This window comes from Fictibacillus nanhaiensis (assembly GCF_036213205.1).
Lineage (GTDB): Bacteria > Bacillota > Bacilli > Bacillales > Fictibacillaceae > Fictibacillus > Fictibacillus nanhaiensis_E.
Map to the genome: position 1 here is coordinate 39,215 of NZ_JARMFC010000013.1, position 23,878 is coordinate 63,092.

Consider the following 23,878-nt stretch of genomic DNA (forward strand, 5'->3'; position numbering starts at 1 on the left):
GATCTTGGGTTTGTTTTGAACTTGTTCCACTTCATTAATCCCCCTTATTTGAAGAGAAGTTATTTCCACTCTCCAAACCAATGTTTCCATTTATTTAAAATTATATCCTTTAATGGTGGAGAATCAATTCCTTTTTGTTTCTTGAATTCATTATAACTAGCAAAACCTATGAGAAGGATACCTGTTAATAATAAGTATGCCCACCATGGCATGTTCCCCCAGTATGGACGTGTTTGAACCAAGACATTCAGAAGTAGTACGATCAATCCAGTAAAGAAATAACTTTTTTGTTTTGAGATAAATCCATAAATGATACTTGCGAATGACAAAGAACCAAGTATGATCGCATCCATGACTTGATAGCTTTCTATCGCATCGATCATTAATGTAATCCCTATTACACCAAGTAACACATATTGAATCAGATTAGCTATTTGTTCCGAAATGTCCCACATTTTCCTTGTGATTATATAACTCAATAAAATCCATGGCAGTACAATAAGTTCAGTTTGTATAATCTCTGGAATCTCAAATTGATCAAGAAGTGAATAATAAGAGAACAGGACAAGCAAGCTCGAACAGGTTTGGAGTATTCTCTTTCCGATCAAAACATCTAAGAATCGATTTCCTTGAACGAAAAAAAGAATTGCAAGAATGACTAGACCAATCGTTGTTAACATATTTTCCGAATGCACCAATCCTGTAAGTACATAAATCATTCCAAAAACTGCAAAGAAATCAATTTGTAGATAATCAGATTTGCTGTAAAGCTTTTTAAAGAAATGCATACCTGTAAGTGAAATAAGTATGCCTGAGATGAACCAAGCAAGTGAATACATTTCAGCAGCTATTCGATTTATCAACAGCCATTCTTCTAAATCGATCATTAAGTAAATCAACATGATCACTGATGCGTATTTCCAGTACCTTTTTAACGATTGGTAGAAGAATATAAAACCGATTAGTGCTGCGGCATGAATAATAAGAAAGATCTCATTAGATCCTCTAATCGTTATATACTCTCCTAAGAAAATGACGGAAAAAGGTACAAGGAAAAATCGTAATCGTGTTTTCCATTGATTATTTAAAATAAAATAAAAACCTGCTAGAAGAATGCTGTAAAGAACAGGTCCCTCATTTGTCAGCCATTCTTTAATAAAGTAATGGAAACCAATAGCTAAAAATATCAAACTAACATAAAGATTGTACCTGATTTCGTATTCTTTACGAGCAAGGTATACGTAAATTCCATACACTAACGCAAGTAAAATGAACGGAACCGTTGAAGTAGTTAAGAGTAAAGAATAAACACCTAAGATTAAAGTGATTAAGTGCGATACAGCTTTCGTTGGATATTCACTGCTTGAATCTAGTTTTTGGAATACCTCACTACTCATTAATAACAAAAAGGAAATGATGATAAACGTATAAACGGATTCCTCAGTTCCTAAAGAAACTCCAAGTAGATCTGCCACATGATTCAGTGTAAAGAAAAATGCAATCTGTATACCAGAGAACCCAATCGCCCAATTAAAATGTTTAGTGAAAAACCATAACACAGTCATTAGGAAAATAGACGATGAAATCTTTAGCCACGTAAAATCACCTTCAACTAAGATGACTAAAAAATTCACAATCGTTGTAATGGTTGTAATTGAAATAAATGAAGTTGCTAGCTGTTTCTGCTTTCTTTGCCAAAGAAAGACTACTAAAGTGACGACACTGCCAAGAAGTAAAGAGTATGATAATGTCGGTGATGGCAAGTACTTCATCCCTAAAAGGCAGAAAGAAAAAAATGTAAAAACTGGTGCCAGCCAGGTGGCTAAGATTCTTTTTTTACCATTCTCAATTAAGAAATGACGAACAGATAGCATGGTTAAAATGACGGAAATCATACTTCCTTGACCATAATGAACAAATTCCAAGGACAATAGAAAACTAATAATTAATCCTCCACCGCCCACTAATAAGCTTGGTCTGTTCAGGGGTTTGAGATACTGTCCGATAGAATAAGATAATGCGCTTGAGATGCCGATCGCCAGAGTCCAATATTCTTCAAAGCGATCACCCGTCACATGATAAACTTCCATAAACGCACAGAATAGATAAAACGGTGCAAGAAGTTTAAATAATGAAAACGTAGAGTTATAGCTTAAAAATATAAAATTAGCAGCTAAAACAAGATACCCTAATAACAACCACACACTGCCTTCTCCTACCGACAATAACACGCCTTCAACGGTAATATATAAGAAAGCAAGTATAGATATTAATCCATTCGCAAGCTGATAATATTTTTTTAATAATGCATCTGAAAAATTAGCAACCACCACTAACACGACCGGTATAAGCACGATCAAAAACATTCGATATTCTGTTAAAAAAGAGTTTTGAATCAATTGATAAAGACCGTATGTGATAAAACCGATAAAGAAAAGTTCATATTCTTTTCTCTGATTGACTATTCTCATCGACAAGTATAATACGGCGGTTAAGATAATATTGAAACTTTGGAGTAGTTGATTTTCGAATAAGATTAAAATGAACAGCGTCGATAGAATCAAGTTAACTTGTATAAACAAAGGCAAGATTTGAAGAAATATAGATTGCTTTGCTTTTTTGATATGATATAAAAGAATAAATCCTACATTTCCTAATGCATAAACAAAATAAAAAGCTTCCTTTGTTAAGCCAAACGAGAGTATTAAATATGCATACCCAATTGCGATAGCAACATAAGTAAACCAGCTAAATAGCTTGGATTTAAAATACTGCCCGAAAAAATAATAGATCGGGGTACAAACTACAGCCGCCATAACGCCTAAAATATATCTTCCCTGGCCATAAAAACTTAGCCAACTCCCAAATAATTCAAAGTAACCTGCCGAGAGTACGGTAATTGGAATAAACAAAGCAAACAGAACAAAGAACGTAAACGCCGTTTTTCTAATCTGAAGTATTTTTTCAGAAAGTGCTCCAAGACCACCAAATAATAAGGCGATCCCTCCAACTAACATTGTTTTTGTAATTGAACTGAACACATCCCAGTTGCTTGTAGCTAGAGTAAGACCTCCTAATAAAAGCAGAATCACACCCGCTGCCATTATGGATGTAATATTTCTTTCTCTTCTCTGTTCAGGTGTAACTTCCACTTTTGGCTGAGGTCGAGGAGCTACTGTTTTTACTGGCTGTGGCTTTTGTTTAGGTTCATCCATCGTAACTTCCGCTGTATGTACAATCGTATCGTTTACTTCTTTCCTTCTTTCATCTTCTCTGTATCTGTAATAGCCATCTAGAACTTTTAAATAATCTTTCTCTTTTACATATCCTCCATCTTTTAACTCGTTAAGATCTTTAATAAACCTGGATTGGTCCATCATACGGCCCCCTAATCTTCTCCTTTGTTGAATGTATGTAACAAAAAGAAAAGAGATAACATGTAGTTACCTCTTTCTTAACTTCTGTATCATCGTCATTATTTTACATTAATTACCTTTATGTGTCACTAACAACTCTACTTTACAAAGTTCTCCTCACCCCTTTTCTTTCTTATCATATTCTGTATTACATCACGAAAGGGCTAAATACCCATTTCAACGGGGAGGAATACGGATGGGCGTTGAACTAACAGCGCTGCATTGGATTTATGTTGTGTTTATCGGTTTGATCATTGGTTTTATGGTTAAGAGGCGCGATACTACATTAATAAGTATTCTCAGTATCTTCTTAATCGCTATAACTGCGACTGGTTCTTTAACGGGTTCTGTCAGCAGTATTTTTAATAGTTTTATTTATGCGATCACTGAGCTTCTTCCTACAATACTTGTAATCTCAATTATCGTTGCCATGAGCAGAATTCTGACCTCTACAGGCATCAATGATGTAATGATTTCTCCATTTTCGAAACTCATTAGAACACCAGGACTTGCTTATTGGACGATAGGTATTCTAATGATGATTATTTCTTGGTTTTTCTGGCCATCACCTGCAGTGGCACTCATGGGTGCTGTACTTCTTCCCGTTGCCATACGGGTTGGTCTACCTGCACTTGGCGTAGCTATGGCTATGAACCTGTTTGGCCATGGTATAGCTTTATCAGGAGATTTTATCATTCAAGCAGCACCTAAATTAACCGCTGATGCCGCAGGTTTGCCGGTAAGTGAAGTGATTAATGCGAGTATCCCACTCGTGTTTGTTATGGGTCTTGTAACGACAATAGCCGCTTTCTACTTTTTAAAGCGGGATTTGAAGTCAGGGAAGTTAAACGCAAGTACAGGGCTTACTGATATCCCAGTAAAAACTTCAAATGAGCAGGAATTAAATTTGCTATCGAGTAAGCAAAAACAATTCTTTGCTCTCTTTATCCCTGTCATGTTTGCACTGGATGTAGCCGCGATGTCTATTTTTAATCTTCAAGGTGGAGATGCAACTGCACTTATTGGCGGAACCTCTGTATTAATTCTGCTTTTAATTACGATGGTCAGCCATAAGAACAAAGGATTAGAGAAAACAACTTCTTATATGATTGATGGTTTCCAATTCGGATTTAAAGTGTTTGGTCCAGTGATTCCAATTGCTGCCTTTTTTTATCTAGGTGATTCAGGTTTTGCTAAGATTATCGGTGATTTCCTTCCAAAGACATCTCACGGAATCGTTAACGATTTAGGTGTAGCACTTGCGTCATTGGTCCCTTTAAGTAAAGAGGTAGGGGCAATAACACTAACTACTGTAGGGGCTATTACCGGCCTCGATGGCTCAGGATTTTCAGGGATCTCACTGGCAGGATCTGTCGCAAACATATTTGGTACCGCAATAGGAGCCGGAGCAGCGACATTAACAGCACTTGGTCAGATCTCGGCAATCTGGGTTGGAGGAGGTACACTCGTCCCTTGGGCGTTAATTCCAGCTGCTGCAATCTGCGGAGTTGATCCATTTGAACTTGCTAGAAGAAACATAAAACCTGTATTTATCGGATTAGTTGTAACTACCATTGTGGCGATTTTTTTGATTTAATACGCAGAAGTAGGAACGAGCTGGTGTTAGGGGGCACTATTGGAAAAGAAGTCTTAATTCACAAGTTTGTGCAGCATAATTGGATATGTAAAACAGAAGTAAACGACCAAAAGTACCTGGTCGTTTACTTCTATTAACTATAAATATTTTTTGTATTTACCATTTCTAAAATTTTCTTTCTAAACTTATCAGTGTTATTTTCATTTTTTAATATTTTTTTAACTTTCGCCCACCCTACTATGTATCGTAAGTCTTCATCTGTCATAAATAAATCTTTATTATTTGAATATATCTGGTTAAACCATTCTGTTGTACTTAATAATACAATGTTCCGCTTAATTCTTTCTTCATTTGGCATTCCACGAAGGAAACTTACCATTGATAAGCCAATATTAGCCATTAATTCAATAAGCATGTTACTCCCCTTTCGTATATATACACATATTCGATTTTTGTAATCTGCGAGTGAAAAAAGATTATTCATGTGGATATTCGTTCCAAACCGTTTATAGAAATAAAAAACAACAACGTATTCTGTTGAAATTTACTAACGCTTATAGTAGATTTTATGACTTATTTACATTCAATAATGTCTCCTGTACAAATTCAATAAAACGAATCATATCCTCTTTTGAAGCAAATCCAGCTTGAGCAGATTTATCATTTCCGCCGCCCTTACCATTAAAAGAACTAAGGTTCTCTTTTAAAAATGTACCGCAGGAAACATGAGAAGAACCATCATGCATGAAGATGATACGATTATCTACTGTGGAAGCAAGTAAGATCAATAATGGTTCCTCACTCGCGATTTTTATCGCAAGATCTTTTGTATCGTTAAAGCTTCTATCTTCAAAAACATGCATAAGTAGTCCTGCTTTTGCTTTTGAGATAAGTTCTTTACTTAGAAAATGATTATTCATCTCTTTAAGCTGTCTGTTCTCCAATTCTAATTCCTTTTGATTGTTCTCCCATTTTTCAAGACGGTTCATCACTTCATCTCGACCCGTATTAAACTTGCCTGAGATCATCGTAAGCAGTTTTAACGCTTCATTGTAGTCTACTAAAGCACGCTGACCACATTTAAAATACAATCGGGTGGCACCTTTTTGTTTTTCGGCTTTCAAAAGTTTGATGATTCCAATCTCAGCGGTTGAACGAACATGAGTACCGCCACATGCATTATGCTCAATACCTTCAATTTGAACAATTCGAATGTTCTCTTTCACTTTCGGCATCTTTAATAGCGGCAATTGTTGAAGCTCTTTATCGGATACAAAGTATGTATGTACTGTTCTGTTTTTATAAATCTCCTGATTAACGGCTTTTTCAATGAAATCCATTTGATGTTGACTCAGTGTGTCTGTTTCAATATCAATCGTTGCAATCTCAGAACCTAAATGAAAACTTATGGTACGTGCTTGATACAAAGAGTAACAAACAGCAGATAATAGATGTTGTCCGGTATGATGCTGCATATGGTCTAATCTTCTATCCCAGTCTAACTCACAGGTTACCGAGGAAGTTTCAGGTAGACTCCTCACCTTATGTATCACTTCGTCATTTTCAATAAAAACATCGAGCACATCATGTCCGCCAATCTTACCTATATCAAATGGCTGGCCACCACCGGTTGGATAAAAAGCGGTACTTTCTAGGATCACAAAAAAATCTCCATTTTTTTCAAAAGTGGATTTAACCGTTGTTTCCCAATTTTTTGTATACGGTGAAGAATAATATAATTTTTCAGTCATAACTTTTCATCCCTTCTTACTCACTATACATAGTTTAAACGAATTGTAGAGATGAATAAAACAAAAAGGAGAAAACCTAGATGGTTTCCTCCATATGAGATGGTTCACATTATATGATTTATTTGAAATCTGTATAAATGTGGATAGCATCTCGTAAAAATGCAGCGGTTCCTGGCTGTTCTTTATCATAATAAGCAGTGAACCGTTCGTCATCTACATACATCTGCGCGAGATTCGCATGTGCTTCTTTACTATATTCGTGCCAGTACAGCATCAACCACTCCTTGTGAAGCTCAGCTGCCTTTTGCGCTGCATCTCCAGCAGGGTCTCCTGTTTGAAAAGCTTCAGCAAGAATCGTGTGAATTTCCTCTCCTAGTTTCGTAGCATTTTCGTGCTCACATTGAGTCATGTTCAATACTTTTTTATTTGATTGATCGATAACCTGATCTCCATATTTTTCACGTATCTCTTTACCAAATTTTTGTTCGTTTTCTTCAATCATCTGTTTTTTAAATCCTTCAAATTTCTCTTTATCTTTCATCGTTATTCTCCCTTCGTTCGCAGCGATCGTCTGCTCTACATTAAAGATCAGACGGTCTAACTGTTCTCGTTTGTTCAGGAGTTTTTCACGGTGTTCAAGTAGTGCTTCAGCTGGTGAGAAGCGTTGAGATGTGATGATTTCTTTAATTTGATGTAGCGGGAGATCGAGTTCTTTATAAAACAAAATCTGCTGTAGTCGATCCACTTCTGCTTCACCATAAATTCGATATCCTGACGAGTTTATTCTTGCCGGCTTAAGAATATCTATCTCATCATAATATCTTAATGTTCTGGTGCTTACTCCAGCTAGTTGGCCAAGTTTTTGAATAGTGTATTCCAATGTGATCACCTCCTGACACATATAACTCTACACCTTTACGCTGCGTGAAGGTCAATGGGGATTTTAAACATATTTTGATTTTTTTTAATCAGGCTTTGATAATTGTGAAAGTGGTTTATTTCCATTTCAAGCTATCTGGAAGGTGTGCTGTGTGCTCTTAAGTTAAGAGTCTCACCTGTAACGCTGATCTCAAGGAGTCTCCCACTTTACATTCCAATCAACTTAAAATGATGCCTTGTAAATTTCAGATGTAACTATCATTAGATATGAGCGAAAAAATAAAAAAACGCATATTTTACGACATATGCGCCTGAAATGATTATAGGAATTTTTCTATGTCATTTAAACCTTTTCTTCGTCCTAAAAGCTGCAATAGCTGCAATTACAATTGCTCCTGCTGTATCTGCAAGTAGATCCACCATCGTGTCAAAATTCCCTCCGCCTTGTAAGGTCATTCCAAAGAATTGATCCATGCTGAATTCATAGATTTCCCAAACCACCCCGCCAAAAACAGAGAAAGCTAGGACAAATAAGAACACAAGCCAATAAGAAATCTCTTGCCTAGCTTCTTGGTGCGTCATCCTCTCATAAAGGGCAATGGCTACAAACGCCAATAACGCTCCACTTAAAAGGTGTAAGAAAGTATCCCACCACCCTAAACGATAGAATTCTAAGATAGATCCTAAATACTGCGATGCGAATAAAAAGGCAAAATATGAAATCATAATTGGCATGTTAAATTTAATCTTAGTAAATAGAATTAAACATAATGGAATTAGCCCGCAAAATATACCACCAAATGCCACTTGATAGCTATGTGTCTCACCTGTTGAAAAATAATAAAAACATAGGTAAGCCATAAATATGACATAAGCAGCACTTAAAACCAGCAAAATTTTTCGTTTCAATTTATGGTCACCTCACAATATCATATCTTACTTAACGTTTTTCTTAGATTCCTTTGTATAAGGTTTGACCTAATGAACGGGTTATATACTCCGTTTCTTTCCATATAAAAAAGACACAGTAATGTGCCTTGTAAAAACCCTTCTTCATACTTACGCATTATATGCTTAATCAATATCTTTAATAAACGCAATCAAACGATTCACCTCTTTGAAACCTACATTTTTATGAAAGTGATAACTCGTGTCATTTGACTGTTCAATATCTGAACCAATCTGACTGCAACCTTTAGTTTTTAACCAGCTTTCTCCTTTTTCTATTAATTTTTTTGAGATGCCCTTCTTTCTATACTCTGGTTTAACATAAATGCCTTCAATAAACCCTGTTGGACTGTCATGGGATCCTTCAACATAATCACTTCTAACGGAAATATGAATAAAAGCAATGAGTTGAGCATGCATTAGATATACAATCACTTTATCCTTATCAGAATTTAGAAGTTGTTTGAATTCTTTTCTCAATTCACTGAATTCATTATCTGGCCATAATGCTAAAGCCATTTCAGTCAACGGATCAAGAATGTGTTCATTTGCTTCCTTAATACAATCCATTTTCAACGCTCCTGTTTAAATTTTTAAGACATTCTTATTTCGACAAACACACATGTGAAACCTTTTTTTAAGAAGAGTTATTTAAAAATAGTAAGCAACTTCTTTTCATTTTTTCTCATATTGATTTATAGTCAAAGATAATTATAGGGTTATTTTGGAAAAGAGGAATTTTTGGTGAAGTATGCTATTAATTTAATCTTCTTTTTTATTGGCTTATTAATTTTTAGTTATGGAATAGCCATGTCTGTTCAAGTGAAATACTTAGGAATTAGTCCGTGGGACGTGTTGAACCTTGCTTTGTATGAGCGGTTTGGTTTCACGATCGGAACATGGAGTATTATAGTTGGTTTATTATTGATTACTTGTACGCTGATTATTAATCGAACGTTTCTTAACATTGGAACTTTTTTAAATGCAGTATTGGTTGGTGTTTTTGTAGACTCCTTTCTATTTCTTCACTTACTTCCTAGATCTCAAAAAATGATTAATATTTCACTTTATTAAACACTTAAACATCCCATAGATGAATGATGGGATGTTTGTTTTTTGGCAGGGCTATTGAGATTTTTTATTTTCTAATTCGAATGACTTGTCCTTTGTTTGTCAGTAACATACTATTTGTTTCTACTTTTATCAATGAAAACTGTGAGCCGCCTCCCGTGTATATGTATGGAAGCTGAGTTACTTTTGGATCAACTAAAAAAGTAGCTTTGAATCCAAATGACGGAACTCCACCTGCAGGAAATCCAGTTTGTGCTAATATTTCATCCTCTGTTGCGAGCCGAGGTCGTTCAATATCCAAAGCTTTTCCCACACGTGTGGTGCTCACACGATCTTCTCCTCTTACAATGGCTAAGATGAGTTGTTCTTTATTATCTAAAAAACAAATGTTTTTTACGAAATTATTCTGGGAAACATTTATGGCTTTAGCAGCATCCTGTACAGAATGACATGATTCCCTTAAAACGAAATGAATGGCATCTATATTATTCTCGGTTATAAAACGATTAATAGTGCTATGAAATTCCTCCACTTGTATCTCCCCTTTTACTGACGAGGTAACGCTGAAATCACGGCACCGGCAGCCTGGATCCAACTTCCTGCAAATATTAAGGATTCACTATAGCTTTTATCTTCATTCGGATGGTCAAGTTCATATTTTCCACCTAATGCCTGTAACGAGTTGCCTGCTGCTTGAAGTAAATTGGAAATAATAGTTATCCCTTGGTTTGAAGGAGAATCACCTAGTTCGTTATCGAATTCAACACCTAGAACAATAACTGCTCCAAATGCTTGTAGTAAGTTCCCTTTAATATTCAAGACTTGAGAAGTATCATCTTCTATTGGTAAGACCATACCTGCGATTACCGTGGTATTTCCAATAGCTTGGACTTCATTCCCAATTCTCTTAAGGCTAAACGGGATTTGTCCATCAGCAATTAAACCATTTCCCGTAGCTTGCAGAACATTTCCTATTAAATCGAGATCCTCCTGAAACTGATCACTCAAAACCGAATTTGGTGTGTTGGCAATCGCTGATACAACTGTTCCAATTGCTTGTATAACACCGCCAATTTGTTGTTTTTGCTGATTATCCATTCGGCAACCGTCCATTTGATGAGATGTTTTAATGTATTCGTGGACGAGAAAAAACGTTATTTTCGCAGAGGTGCTAAATTTAACTGTTTCCATGTTTCAGCTAAATCATCACCAATTTCATTGATGACTTCATTCGTTTTAAAGTAATTATTATGAGAAAGGGGTGTAGAACTGCTTATAAAGCCGCCGCTATTTATTTCTTTATCAACCGCAATTACTCGATCATAAGAGTCATTGATCGTTTTTAACGGATAACCGAACACGTCATCTTTATCGTACATATTTACCCATTTACCTTGTAGTTCAGGGTAATAATCTTTTAAGTGTGGTGATGGAACTTGGATGGGCTTATTAAAATCAGCATACCTAAGACTCCATAACGCCAATGGACTTCCTAATGTATAAAAGCTGGTTAGAGTTTCACCTTTTTCTAAAGGAGTCTTTTTCATATTTCGCATGACATCTTCAGATATTCGTTCAGCAATGAACTGTAGATCATAAAAATAATTACTCGAGATAACCGTACCTAAACTATGTGCAATGACAAAGAGTGGAGCATCTTCACCAGCAACTACACTTAATTCTCGAAGGCCCCTAGCATATACCTCATGTACTTTAATATAGTTCGGATTGTAATCGACTACAGGCTGGTAGGCAATGGCATCACCAAAAAAGTGGATAACAAACTGTCTTAACTGCTTGAAATCTAAACTATCTTCTTTATTTAGCCTTTGCCACAAGTGCGTTTCCCTTTCGTTAAAGACGCTCCCCCAATAAATGGGTTGGATGATCAGTTCTTTTTCAGGAGTTGCATAAAATGGTTTTAGTTGTTGAGAGAATCTTTTAGTAAGCACTTCAATAAACAAATCCGAAAAATCCTCGTTTTGATTACCAATCCCATGAAGAATTGCCACTGCGATTTTTTTAGTCATGATGTATCACATCCCTATTTAAAGTGTGTTTAAGCAACAAAAGAATACGTTTCTAACTTAATATCAATACTAATGTTAGATTGTGAGGGATTGCTCATGAAAGTTAACAAGATACATGTGTTTCTATTAATCATCGTTTCCTTCTTTTTTCTGTGGTCACTTATTAAACCTGCACATTATCCAATATGGATACTAGAAGTCGCTCCATCTGTTATAGCTCTAATCTGCGTTTTCTTCCTTTATAAAAATTTAAGGTTCACTACTCTTACATATTGCATCATTGCATTATTATCGATTTTGACATTTATAGGCGGACATTATACGTATGACGATGTTCCCTTATTTGATTGGCTTCAGCATCACTATGATTTGAATCGCAATCACTATGATCGTTTCGGTCACTTTATGAAAGGATTGGTGTCGATTGTTATACGCGAGATCCTTCTTATCAAAACACCCTTACACATTGGAAAATGGGTCCAATTTATTGCAATAAGCATTACGTTGGCAATCGCCGCTCTCTATGAAATTGTTGAATGGATCGCGGGCAAGATAGCAAAACGTGGAACAAAAGACTTTGTAGGTGCTCAAGGAGATATTTGGGATGCTCAATGGGACATGTCTCTTACACTACTCGGTTCATTCCTAGCCTTACTATTGCTCACATCATGGCAAAGCAAGTTGATCCAAAAAGTTAAGAAGTAATTTGTTGTTTCAATAGTATTAGATCAATTTCATACAAACCCTTCTTTTGTTTTCCCTTTTTTCTTCATATACAAAACTGAGGTGAGAAAATGCAAAAAGCAAGTTCAATCGTTTATACATTTTTAGCAGGATTTTTGTTGTTCTTTGCATGGTCTGGTTATATAAGAGAGGAATTTAAAATAAATGAGTATAGAGGTAAGATTGTTAAAAAAGAAAGAATTGAAAAAGTAATAAGCATTGGAGATTCATTCGTAACAGAACCACATTACATTGTTTTCTTTGAGAAGGGTGAGAAGTTGCGTGTACCTAACACTATATATATGAAGATAAAAAAAGGCAGTCATACGGTGCTGATGAAACAAAATGAAAACATCACTTTGATGAAATAAAGAGACTGAATGGATAAAAATCCAGTCTCTCAATCAGGTTAATTTCTCACATCAGTATTTGGAAGGAGTGGATATTGGATAGAAAGAAGATAGGCGAGTCCTAACAGAATAAGAAAATAACTTATGAAAAATAGATCATTTCTTGAAAAACCGACCTCATAATAATAGGTCCTCTTTCTGTTCGAATGAAATCGTTTTGCCTCCATTGAAACGGCTATGCGATAAGCTCTACGAATGCATTGTGATAATAAAGGAATCGCTAGCCTCTCAATTCTTTTAAGAAAGTGATTTCTTTTTTCAAATCCTCTTACTTTTTGAGCATTCATAATAATTTGGTATTCCTCAATCATGATTGGAATTAATCGAATGGCTGCCATGAAACTATAAGCAAACTTGGGTGGCAGTTTAAGTTGTTGCATGAGGGAATAAAACAGCTTAACAGGTTTTGTAGTTAAAGCAAATATCAATCCAAGCATTGCAAATGATAAAGCTCTAAATCCTAAGTGAATGCCCCTTATCAAACTCTCTTCGGATATTCGAACATATGCCCATTTAAACAAAATCGTTTCCCCCTTTCCAAATAAAATCATGGATGAAGAAGTTGAAAGAAAAACAAACAAGAAAGGCAGAGATAGTAAGAATAATTGCTTATAAGAATATCCTGTACTAAATATAAACAATGTTAAGATCACGCATGAAAAACCCACCATAAAATTTAGATTATGGATGTTGATAGCAAATACGAACAGACTCAATATCGTTAATAGTTTTAGAGATGGATTTATGCTGTGTAACCAAGTGCACTTCCCACTAAATAATGAATTCATGCAGAATCTCCTTTTGTACTTTAACGCCTCTATCGAGCTGATGATCAATTACAATTTTACCGTTCTGTACTTTCCATAACCGTGTAGCAAAACGTTCGGTGATATGATGATCGTGTGTGACCATGAGAATGATCGTTCCTTTTTGACGCTCTTGTTCGATCCATTCCAAAATCTTGAACGTGTTTAAAGAGTCTTGACCAAAAGTTGGTTCATCAAGAAGTAAAATATTTGGTTTTTGTAAAAAAGCAGTTGCAACACTTAGACGTCTCTTCTGACCAACAGATAGTTGATAAGGATGTTGGTCCTTTTTGCTTATCAGCTCGAGAGAAGAGAGTATCTCTTTTACATTAGATTCAATATCCTTCTTGTTTTGTAATCCATAGGTTATTTCATCGTAAACAGAATGAGTTAAAAATTGATACTCAGGGTTCTGAAATACGAGGTAAACAAGTCCAAAGATGTCTTTCGTTTTTTGAATAGGTATATCATTAATAAAATAGTCTCCAGATGTTTTTATGAGCTGCATCATAGCTAATAATAATGAACTCTTACCTGCTCCGTTTTCACCCATTATTGTGACCCACTCTCCTGAATGGACCTCTAAGTGATCTGCCACGATCTTAACTTCTCTGTTTCGATACCCTTTGAATTTTTGTAACTTCATGGTCACTAAAAGTTCTTTCTTGTTATTCACGTTCGGTGTTCGTTTATATTCATCCCAAGCACCAGGGTACCAAATTCCATACTCTTTGATCTTTTCCTTATAATGAGTAAAGACCATTGAAGTGTTACCATCAGCAAGGATTTCTCCATCTGGTGTAAATACAATAAGACGATCAGCGAAATCCAGGATTTTCTCAATTTTATGTTCAACAATTATTAACGTCTTATCTTTCCATATTCTTTTTACCGTTTCCCAAATTTGTTCTGTACCCTTTTCATCAATAAAAGCAGTTGGTTCATCTAAAAATATTACATCTGGTTTCAGTGCTAATACAGAAGCAATCGCTAATCGCTGCTTCATTCCCCCTGATAGATGTTGAATCGGTGTATGAATGTTATCAAGCTCAAGTCCAACTTCTTTTAATAAAGAGCGAATCTTGCCTCTCATCTCTTCTCGAGGGATTTCAAGGTTCTCAAGCACAAATGCTAATTCTTCATCAACATATGGCATACAGAATTGCGTTTCAGGATCTTGAAATACAAATCCCCATTGATCAGGGATTTGTATTTCATCACATTTCATAGGAATGTCAATTGTTCGTGGTACTAGGCCAGAAAGAACTTGCAACAGTGTGGATTTGCCACATCCGGAGGTACCTAGAAGAAGAACTTTTTCACCACGATTAAAAGACAAACTCAAATCTTTAAACAGCATTTCTGATTCACCGGGAAACTTTAACCTTAAATTCTTCACAGCTGTTATGCTTGTCATCTAACCACCTCAGTTATTGATCTAATGCTTCATGATCCTTTTTTGACGTAGATCTTACTAAATTCGTTACTCCAGTAGCTTCTAAAGCTTTTGCGATAGAAACGGCAAACAATCCCGTAAACAATATAGAGCCAACCATTCTAAATACGATAAATAAGGTGAGGTTCCATGTTGAAAGATCACCGATATAGCCTTTGTAAAAGTCCATGATTAAAGATCCTACACATGAACTTAACGCAGCAAGTGAGATGACAAAAAGGTCAAACCGTTTATAACGAAATGCGAATAGGATAATTTCTGCAAACAATCCTTGAATGATTCCATATAGTAACACTTCAAGTCCAAATTCTGAACCCATTAAAAATTCTCCTGACGAAGCAGCAATTTCTGCCAATAGGGCAACTCCAGGCTTTCGGATGATTAGGAATGCTACTGTCGCCGCCATGAACCACATTCCATATATTAACTGATCAATGTGAAGGCCAAACGGTTTCACGGCATAATATATAGGTCCCCAAATCTTATACAATATTCCAAAAGCGATCGAAATTACGATCGTTACTAGGATATCCGTTAACTTTAACCCTTTTTGCATTCTATCCTTCACTTCCGATCGTTGCTGTGGTAAGGCTGGATGATATCGGCCATTTTTCCAAGGTATAAGCCATCTCCCAAAAGGAATACTCATACTGACAACTGATTACGAAATGTTGAATCATCTTATTTTTTTCCACTTCGTTTGCTTTTTCAGCCAACTGATTCAGTCTATCAATCTGCTCTTGTACAAGTTCTGAGAACCATTCACCGCCATATGCAGCGATCCACTCCTGATAGATTGGCTCTTGTGGTGTAGCCCCTTTGAACGTTTTACCAATCTCTTGATAGATCCAATAACATGGCAGAATGGCTGCAATAATTTCTCCCAAACTTCCAGACTCTGCTACACGATAAAGGTGTGAGGTATAATGATAAGCAGTTGGAGCAGGTTCAAAATTAGCTAGTTCTTCATCTGTCACTCCAAGCTGTTTCATAAATGTCTCATGAAGTCCTAACTCCGCGTCATTTGTACCTTGTGCATGTGCTGCCATCCTAGAAGTTGTATACAAATCCTCAGCTCTTGCAGCTCCCATCGCTTGTATTCTTGCAAAATGAGATAAATAATACGAATCTTGTAAAACATAGTACCTAAAGCATTCTAAAGAAAGGTCACCTTCTGCTATTCCCTTTACAAATGGATGTTGAAGGTTCGCTTCCCAAACAGAAGCCGCTCTTTCTCGTAAGATATCAGTAAATGTGTTCATATGAATCCTCCTTGTTTTATCCAACAAAAAAACCACTCTCAGCTAAGAAAGTGGTTGTATATGGAGAATTCAAAATAGAAATAAAAGCTCCGCAACACCACTTCCCTACGCTGGTATAATCCAGATCAGGTTCTAAGAGTCTCAAAGTTTCACTTTGATCTCAGCCTTATAAAAGGCACCCCTAGTGGTTATTTTTTATGTAGTTGGTTTATGTTTTAAATGATAGCAGTCTCGTTTTGTTTGTCAACTGTTTTTAAAAAGCACGATGAATTGCAGTTTGAAATAAAAGGGTAAAACCCACTATGGCTTTACCCTATAGCACCTCTATTTACTTGCTCATCGTTTCTGTTAATACGGGTACAATTTGTTTTTTACGAGATACAACACCTTTAAGAACGGCTGTATTGTTTTCTAATTTAACATTATAAGCTTCTTCAACAGATTGTGATCTCTTACCAAGAGCTAATGTTGTCGAGTCATTTGTTAAAATATCAGTTACAACGAACATGAATAGGTCTAAACCTTTGTCAGCAATAACTTTAGTAATCGCTGATTCTAGGTCTTCTTGATGCTTTAATACATCGCTAGCATCAACCGTATTTACTTGAGCAACTTCAATTTTGTTTTCACCAATGTTAAATTCCTTTGCATCAAGTGAAATCAATTCTTCAACAGATTTATCACTTAGGTCAGCACCTGCTTTTAGCATTTCTAATCCGTACTTTTCCGCATCTACACCAGCAATTTCAGCCAGTTCCTTTGCTGCAGCAACATCTTCATCTGTACAAGTAGGGGATTTAAATAACAAAGAATCAGAAATAATCGCAGATAACATAAGTCCTGCAATATTTTTCTCTACTTGAACGCCTTTCTCTTTGTACATCTTGTTCAAGATTGTAGCTGTACAGCCAACAGGCTCAGCACGATAGTATAACGGATCACTTGTTTCGAAGTTCGCGATACGATGATGGTCAATAACTTCTAATACTCTTACTTTGTCAATGTCATTTGCACTTTGTTGGCGTTCATTATGGTCAACTAAGATTACCGCGTTTGCTTCAGCAGATACATGTTCAACTAAACGTGGAAGTTCTGCTTTAAAATAATCTAATGCATATTGTGTTTCGCCATTAATTTCACCTAGGCGAATAGCTTCTACATTTTGTCCTAATTTAGTCTTTAAGTCAGCGTAAACGAGTGCTGATGTAATCGTGTCAGTATCTGGATTTTTGTGTCCAAAAATAAGTACTTTTTCCATGCGTCTACTCCTTATAAATAAAAGAATTGTTTTTAGCCTAAGCCCTATTTTATCATAGAGCTTATGGCTTTTGGAGTTTATTGTAGCATGGAAAAAAGTATTAAGGCAAAACCGTACTTCCCATTAACGATAGATCAACTTGACGTGCACAATCACGTCCTTCTTGGATCGCCCAAACGATTAAACTTTGACCACGTCTAGAATCACCCGCTGCAAATACTCCATCTACATTTGTTCTATAGTCACCATGTTTAGCATGTACTTTGTTATGTTTTACTTCTACACCGAATTCTTTTAAGACTGGTAGTTCTGTACCTTCAAACCCGATCGCGATGAAAACATGATCTGCTGGCCAGATTTTTTCAGATCCCGGAATTTCTTCAAAAACCATATTTCCGGCATCATCTGATGTTCGTTTCATCTGAATTGTGTGAAGTTCTTTTAATCGGCCATTATTATCTGATACGATTTTTTTCGTTTGTACGGAATACTCTCTTGGATCATTTCCGTATTGAGCAGTAGCTTCTTCATAGGCATAATCCATTGTAAAAATGTTAGGTTGCTCTGGCCACATGTTTTCATCACTACGCACATCAGGAAGTTTAGGGTGCTTACCAAATTGAACCACACTCTTACACTTTTGCCTAAGAGCTGTGGCCACACAGTCAGCACCCGTGTCACCACCACCTATTACGATTACATTCTTACCTTCTGCATCAATTAGTGGCTCAGAAACTTCAATGTTTAATAATCTCTTCGTAGCTTGAGTGAGATAGTGCATTGCAAAATGAACACCTTCTGCTTCTCTTCCTTGAAGAGTTAAATCTCTCTGTCTCTGCGCTCCTGTACAGAGAATGATTGAATCATATTGATTCTTGAGTTCTTCAGAAGTAACGTCTTTTCCTACCTCTGTCTTAAGAATAAAATCAATGCCCTCTTGTCTTAAAAGTTTGATTCTTCTTTCCACAACATCTTTATCTAACTTCATGTTAGGAATCCCATATGTTAACAATCCGCCAGCTTTGTCTGCTCTTTCATAAATTGTAACAGAATGACCCGCTTGGTTCAGCTGATCAGCTGCTGCAAGTCCCGCTGGTCCTGAGCCTACGATAGCGATCTTTTTCCCTGTTCTTTTTTCTGGAATTCTAGGTTGAATCCAGCCGTTTTCAAAACCTTTATCAATGATTGCTTTTTCAATGTTCTTTATTGTTACAGCCGGCCCAGCTAACTCAACTGTACATGATCCTTCACAAGGAGCAGGACAAACCCTACCTGTAAATTCAGGGAAATTGTTTGTTTTAATCAAACGATCAAGGGCTTCTTTCCATTTTCCACGATAAACCAGATCATTCCACTCAGGAATCAGATTGTTAATAGGGCAGCCAGCAGCAGCCCCATTAATCTCAATACCAATATGACAAAAAGGTGTACCACAATCCATGCATCTTGCGCCTTGCCTTTTTAACATATCTTCTGGTTGTTTTTTTGTATATTCTTTCCAATCTTTAAGACGTTGGAGAGGCTTTCTCTCTATCGTTTCTTCTCTTGGGTATTCCAAAAATCCGGTTGGTTTTCCCATATAAAATCTCTCCTTTCATCTCAATTATTTCAGAATTAATTTTGTTGGCCCTGGTCTGCCGCTTGCTTTCGCAGGACTTGAACCTGCTTCAAAAGCGTTCATAATCGCTTCATCTTCTGAATATCCAGCTTTTTTCTCTTCTTCTATTTTCTTAATCATTTCTTTGTAATCATGCGGAATGACTTTCACAAAATGTGACTGTTCCACTTTCCAGTTTTGAAGGATTGCTGAAGCTTTTTTACTTTGAGTGTATGAAAAATGATTAATAATCATCTGCTTGACCGTTTCTGTTTCTTCAGAATCCATTAATCTCTCAAACTCAATACCTTCTTTGTTACATAACTGTTTTAATAATAGTGGCTGATGCGTGTAAATATAGGCAATTCCTCCACTCATACCTGCTCCAAAGTTCTTTCCAACATCCCCTAAAACAACCACTCGACCACCCGTCATGTATTCACAGCCATGATCTCCGATTCCTTCAACAACGATGTTAGCTCCACTATTTCTAACTGCAAATCTCTCTCCAGCCAACCCGTTAATGTATGCTTCACCACTTGTTGCTCCATAAAAAGCAACATTTCCTAAGATGACATTGTCATCAGCCAAATACTCTGCTGATTTAGGGGGTGCAACAATTAATTTTCCGCCAGACAATCCTTTACCAAAATAATCATTGCTGTCTCCGTTCAGATAAAGCGTCATGCCACGTGGTACGAATGCTCCAAAACTTTGACCAGCAGATCCAGAAAAGTTAAGAGTTACAGTATCTTCAGCAAGACCTTCTTCACCGAATCGTTTTGTTATTTCACTACCAGCAATCGTACCCGTTACTCGATTCGTGTTCTTGACCTTAAGGTTGAGTGAAACAGCTTCCTTCGTTTCTAAGGCTTGCTGCAGTTTCGGTAAGATCTCATTCATATCGAGTGATTGATCAATTTTATGATTCTGAGAAACACTTTTCGTACGAATACCGTCTGCTTGATATAAGAGTTTTGATAAATCAAGATGCTTCGCTTTCCAGTGTTTTTTCGCACGATCTCCAACTGTTAATACGTCAGTACGCCCGACCATTTCCTCCATTGAACGGAAACCGAGTTCAGCCATAATCTCACGAATTTCTTCAGCCACAAATCTCATGTAATTGACAACGTGATCAGGTTCACCCAGATATTTTTTTCTTAATTCAGGATTCTGTGTAGCTACACCAACTGGACATGTATCAAGATGACAAGCACGCATCATGACACAACCTAGTACAACTAGTGGTGCTGTAGCAAAACCATATTCCTCAGCACCTAGCAATGCAGCAAGCACAACATCTTTTCCTGTCATCAGCTTTCCATCTGTCTCAAGCGTTACACGTTCACGAAGTCCGTTAAGCATCAACGTTTGGTGTGTTTCAGCAAGTCCTAACTCCCATGGAAGACCGGTATGTTTGATACTTGTTTTTGGAGACGCTCCTGTTCCTCCGTCATAACCACTGATTACAATTACATCAGCTGCGCCTTTTGCCACACCAGCAGCAATCGTTCCAACACCGGATTTCGCCACAAGCTTAACGCTAATTCTTGCTTCGCGGTTTGCGTTCTTCAGATCATGAATAAGTTGTGCCATATCTTCGATTGAGTAAATATCATGATGCGGTGGCGGGGAAATCAATCCTACCCCAGGAGTTGAGCCACGAACATCTGCTACCCAAGGATAAACCTTATTGCCAGGCAACTGTCCACCTTCACCTGGTTTAGCTCCTTGTGCCATCTTAATCTGCAGTTCATCTGCGTTAACTAAATAATGACTTTTAACACCAAACCTACCTGAAGCAACTTGTTTAATGCTGCTTCTTCGGTTATTGCCAAGCTCATCTGGAACAAATCGAGCTGGATCTTCTCCACCTTCACCACTATTGCTTTTTCCACCTAAACGGTTCATAGCGATAGCGAGAGACTCATGTGCCTCTTGACTGAGAGAACCGAAAGACATCGCGCCTGTTTTAAAGCGCTTTACAATCTCTTCAACAGGTTCAACTTCATGGAGAGGTATAGCATTTGTATTCGGTTCAAATGAGAATAAGTTCCTTAAGAAAGTTGTTCTCTCGTCATCTGCCAATTTTGAGAACGTTTTAAACAGTGAATAATCATTCTTACGACAAGCCCATTGGAGGGTATGAATCGTTTTTGGATTAAAAGCATGATGTTCTCCAGTGTTTCGCCATTGAAAGTCACTACCTGAATCCAAAGTATCATCGATGGTCTCTTTAAAGCCTTGCTGATGTCTTAGTGTAGCCTCTTTTTGGATTTCAGCTAATGTGATTCCATCAATTTGAGAAGCGGTAGCTGGAAAATATCGATCAATCACTTCTTTGCCTATTCCAACTGCTTCAAAAATTTGAGCACCTCTATAGCTTTGAACCGTTGAAATACCCATTTTTGACATCACTTTAACGATGCCATCTGTTATTCCTTGTTTATAGGTTTTGATTGTCTCTGATAACGAAGTTTTAATATGCTCATCATGAATCGCTTCTTCAAATGTTTTATATGTTAGATAAGGATAGATAGCATCTGCACCGTATCCAATGAGCGCTGCAAAATGATGAACTTCTCTAACTTCACCTGATTCAACGATTAAACTTACTTTCGTCCGGAGTCCTTCTTTTACAAGATGATGATGCAAAGAACTAACAGCAAGTAGGGCAGGAATCGGAATGGAAGATTCATTCATTTCTCGGTCTGATAGTACTAATAAAGTTGCTCCATCTTGTATGGCTTCTTCAGCGCTTTTAAACAAGTTTTTTAGACCGATTTCCAAATCTTCCGAAAATAAAGTCTGCAGAAAAGCCGTTTTAAATTCATAAATCATGTTATCTGTGATTTGATTAAACTCATTCGTCGTTAACACTGGAGAATTCAATTGAATTCTCTTAGCATTCTGCGGTCCTGGATGCAAAAGATTTCCTTCAGCCCCAAGCAGCGTCATCGTTGAAGTAACAATCTTCTCACGAATAGCATCGATTGGAGGGTTCGTAACTTGGGCAAAGAGCTGCTTAAAATAATTAAATAGAGATTGAGGATTATCAGACAGAACAGCTAAAGGAGTATCATTACCCATTGACCCAATAGGATCTTTTCCTTCTGTAATGACAGGAATTAAATACTTATGAATATCTTCATACGTATACCCAAACGCTCTTTGTTTACTTCTTACATTTTCTACTATGATCTCCGTCTCTTGACCATCTTGATCTAGATGATGAAGTCCATTCGTAAGCCAAAGTTCATATGGTTCCTTACTCGCCATTTCTGTTTTGATCTCATTGTCCGTGATGATTCTGCCTTCTTCGAGATCAATTAAAAGCATTCTACCAGGACTTAGCCGCTCTTTATAAAGAACGTTCTCTTCCTCAACTTCAATAACTCCAACCTCAGAAGAGAAGATAATGTAATCGTCCTTCGTTACATAATATCTCGCCGGACGAAGACCATTTCGATCTAGTATCGCGCCAATTTGTTTACCGTCTGTAAAAGAGATTGCTGTCGGTCCATCCCATGGCTCCATCAAACAACTATGATACTCGTAAAAAGCCTTTCTCTCTTCTTCTAGATGAGGGTTCTCACTCCATGGTTCTGGGATAAGCATCATTGCCGTATGCGAAGGTTTTCTTCCAGCCAGTACAAAAAATTCAAAGGCTTGATCAAGGATCGATGAATCGCTTCCATCAGCATCAAGAATAGGAAGCAGCTTTTCGATATCTTCACCAAATGCATCCGAAACAAATTGTTTCTCACGTGCCTTCATCCAGTTCATGTTGCCTTGTAGAGTATTAATTTCTCCGTTGTGGATAATGTATCGATTCGGATGAGCACGTTCCCACGTCGGAAACGTATTTGTGCTAAAACGGGAATGTACTAAAGCGAAAGGAGACACAAAATCCGTATCTTGTAAATCATAATAAAAGGCATCTACTTGTTCGGGTGTTAACAGTCCCTTATAAACGATGGTTTGTGAAGATAAACTTGCAAAATAAGTTTGAAGTCCCTCTTCCCTTGCCCAATGCTCTGCTTGTTTTCTGATTACAAATAGTTTTCTTTCAAAAGTTAAACCTTCAGAAATAGTATCATTGCATGCGATAAAGACTTGTTTAATGATCGGGCAAGTTTCTTGAGCCTTTTTACCGATTGTTTTTACGTTAACAGGTACTGTTCTCCAGCCTAAAAGTTCTTGACCTTCTTGATTAATGTAATGATTGATTTGATTTTCTAATTTCTCTTGAGCTTCTGTATCATTTGGGAAAAAGATCATTCCCACCCCGTACCGTCCTTTTTCAGGAAGCTCAAAGTCAATAACCTTTGTAAAAAAATCATGCGGTATTTTTGTCATTAAGCCAGCTCCATCTCCCGTTAAAGGATCACTTCCTTGTCCTCCACGGTGGTCAAGCTGGCATAGCATATGAAGTCCTTTTGCAACAATTTCATGGGTAGCATGCCCTTTTAAATGAGCATATAGACCAATTCCACAAGCGTCATGTTCGTTCTTCGGATTATATAAACCTTGTGGTTCTGGAAATTGACTAAAGGTCATTTTGAACTCCCCCTTAAGTTTTTCAACTGAAATATTCGAAACTTTCTTTCATTTAGTTTAGGTTTTATAATTAATCGAAACAATATATAATTTAGATTAAAATGATCTCAA

General features: G+C 36.8%; 20 protein-coding genes and 1 riboswitch. Of the genes, 4 read left to right on the top strand and 16 right to left on the bottom strand.

Annotated elements, in window-relative coordinates; translation table 11 throughout:
- Positions 1-59 precede the first annotated feature (59 nt).
- A complete protein-coding gene (locus tag P4V41_RS13640) occupies positions 60-3,377 on the bottom strand; it encodes a hypothetical protein (protein WP_328085592.1) in 3,318 nt (1,105 codons plus the stop codon).
- 235 nt (positions 3,378-3,612) lie between these two features.
- Between P4V41_RS13640 and P4V41_RS13645 the strand changes: the two genes are divergently transcribed.
- Complete coding sequence (locus P4V41_RS13645; RefSeq protein WP_328085593.1) at positions 3,613-5,013, top strand: hypothetical protein; 1,401 nt, start codon at positions 3,613-3,615, stop codon at positions 5,011-5,013.
- 133 nt (positions 5,014-5,146) lie between these two features.
- Here the strand turns inward: P4V41_RS13645 and P4V41_RS13650 are convergent, their stop codons facing one another.
- The 5 genes from P4V41_RS13650 to aac(6') all read right to left on the bottom strand — a co-directional run bounded on the left by P4V41_RS13650 (position 5,147) and on the right by aac(6') (position 9,161).
- A complete protein-coding gene (locus P4V41_RS13650) occupies positions 5,147-5,428 on the bottom strand; it encodes a hypothetical protein (protein WP_328085594.1) in 282 nt (93 codons plus the stop codon).
- A 151-nt stretch (positions 5,429-5,579) separates the two neighbouring features.
- Positions 5,580-6,764 carry an alanyl-tRNA editing protein gene (locus P4V41_RS13655; RefSeq protein ID WP_328085595.1) on the bottom strand — a complete coding sequence of 395 codons (1,185 nt, stop codon included), beginning with the start codon at positions 6,762-6,764 and terminating at the stop codon, positions 5,580-5,582.
- 118 nt (positions 6,765-6,882) lie between these two features.
- On the bottom strand, positions 6,883-7,644 hold the full coding sequence (locus P4V41_RS13660; protein WP_328085596.1) for a MerR family transcriptional regulator: 762 nt from the start codon (positions 7,642-7,644) through the stop codon (positions 6,883-6,885).
- Between the two features lie 338 nt (positions 7,645-7,982).
- Positions 7,983-8,552 (bottom strand): hypothetical protein, encoded by a 570-nt coding sequence (locus tag P4V41_RS13665; protein WP_328085597.1) that lies wholly within the window; start codon positions 8,550-8,552, stop codon positions 7,983-7,985.
- A 165-nt stretch (positions 8,553-8,717) separates the two neighbouring features.
- On the bottom strand, positions 8,718-9,161 hold the full coding sequence (aac(6'), locus tag P4V41_RS13670) for an aminoglycoside 6'-N-acetyltransferase (protein WP_328085598.1): 444 nt from the start codon (positions 9,159-9,161) through the stop codon (positions 8,718-8,720).
- Between the two features lie 174 nt (positions 9,162-9,335).
- Between aac(6') and P4V41_RS13675 the strand changes: the two genes are divergently transcribed.
- Positions 9,336-9,665, top strand: a complete 330-nt coding sequence (locus P4V41_RS13675; protein WP_328085599.1) for a hypothetical protein — start codon at positions 9,336-9,338, stop codon at positions 9,663-9,665.
- Positions 9,666-9,729: 64 nt separating this feature from the next.
- On the opposite strand, the gene P4V41_RS13680 is transcribed toward P4V41_RS13675, so the two are convergent.
- From P4V41_RS13680 to P4V41_RS13690, 3 genes are read right to left on the bottom strand one after another with little or no spacing between them, the layout of a single operon-like run.
- Positions 9,730-10,194: a YbaK/EbsC family protein gene (locus tag P4V41_RS13680; protein WP_328085600.1), complete on the bottom strand. Its 465-nt coding sequence runs from the start codon at positions 10,192-10,194 to the stop codon at positions 9,730-9,732.
- Positions 10,195-10,208: 14 nt separating this feature from the next.
- Positions 10,209-10,760, bottom strand: a complete 552-nt coding sequence (locus tag P4V41_RS13685) for a DUF6944 family repetitive protein (protein ID WP_328085601.1) — start codon at positions 10,758-10,760, stop codon at positions 10,209-10,211.
- A gap of 56 nt (positions 10,761-10,816) precedes the next feature.
- On the bottom strand, positions 10,817-11,692 hold the full coding sequence (locus P4V41_RS13690; protein WP_328085602.1) for a chemotaxis protein: 876 nt from the start codon (positions 11,690-11,692) through the stop codon (positions 10,817-10,819).
- Positions 11,693-11,788: 96 nt separating this feature from the next.
- On the opposite strand from P4V41_RS13690, the gene P4V41_RS13695 reads away from it, so the two are divergent.
- On the top strand, positions 11,789-12,397 hold the full coding sequence (locus P4V41_RS13695; protein ID WP_328085603.1) for a DUF2238 domain-containing protein: 609 nt from the start codon (positions 11,789-11,791) through the stop codon (positions 12,395-12,397).
- Between the two features lie 89 nt (positions 12,398-12,486).
- On the top strand, positions 12,487-12,786 hold the full coding sequence (locus P4V41_RS13700) for a hypothetical protein (RefSeq protein WP_328085604.1): 300 nt from the start codon (positions 12,487-12,489) through the stop codon (positions 12,784-12,786).
- Between the two features lie 38 nt (positions 12,787-12,824).
- Here the strand turns inward: P4V41_RS13700 and P4V41_RS13705 are convergent, their stop codons facing one another.
- From P4V41_RS13705 to gltB, 7 genes are all read right to left on the bottom strand, one after another.
- The gene (locus P4V41_RS13705; protein ID WP_328085605.1) at positions 12,825-13,613 is read right to left on the bottom strand and encodes an energy-coupling factor transporter transmembrane component T; all 789 of its coding nucleotides are present in this window, start codon (positions 13,611-13,613) and stop codon (positions 12,825-12,827) included.
- Positions 13,597-15,048, bottom strand: a complete 1,452-nt coding sequence (locus P4V41_RS13710; RefSeq protein ID WP_328085606.1) for an ABC transporter ATP-binding protein — start codon at positions 15,046-15,048, stop codon at positions 13,597-13,599. The genes P4V41_RS13705 and P4V41_RS13710 overlap by 17 nt, the downstream gene beginning before the upstream one ends.
- A gap of 13 nt (positions 15,049-15,061) precedes the next feature.
- A complete protein-coding gene (locus tag P4V41_RS13715) occupies positions 15,062-15,643 on the bottom strand; it encodes an ECF transporter S component (protein WP_328085607.1) in 582 nt (193 codons plus the stop codon).
- A gap of 1 nt (position 15,644) precedes the next feature.
- Positions 15,645-16,349, bottom strand: a complete 705-nt coding sequence (gene tenA / locus P4V41_RS13720; protein ID WP_328085608.1) for a thiaminase II — start codon at positions 16,347-16,349, stop codon at positions 15,645-15,647.
- 85 nt (positions 16,350-16,434) lie between these two features.
- Positions 16,435-16,542, bottom strand: a riboswitch (TPP riboswitch).
- A gap of 135 nt (positions 16,543-16,677) precedes the next feature.
- On the bottom strand, positions 16,678-17,607 hold the full coding sequence (locus P4V41_RS13725) for a manganese-dependent inorganic pyrophosphatase (protein WP_328085609.1): 930 nt from the start codon (positions 17,605-17,607) through the stop codon (positions 16,678-16,680).
- Positions 17,608-17,707: 100 nt separating this feature from the next.
- Complete coding sequence (locus P4V41_RS13730) at positions 17,708-19,186, bottom strand: glutamate synthase subunit beta (protein ID WP_328085610.1); 1,479 nt, start codon at positions 19,184-19,186, stop codon at positions 17,708-17,710.
- A gap of 24 nt (positions 19,187-19,210) precedes the next feature.
- Entirely contained in the window at positions 19,211-23,767 is a 4,557-nt protein-coding gene (gltB, locus tag P4V41_RS13735) for a glutamate synthase large subunit (RefSeq protein WP_328085611.1), read from the bottom strand.
- Positions 23,768-23,878 lie beyond the last annotated feature (111 nt).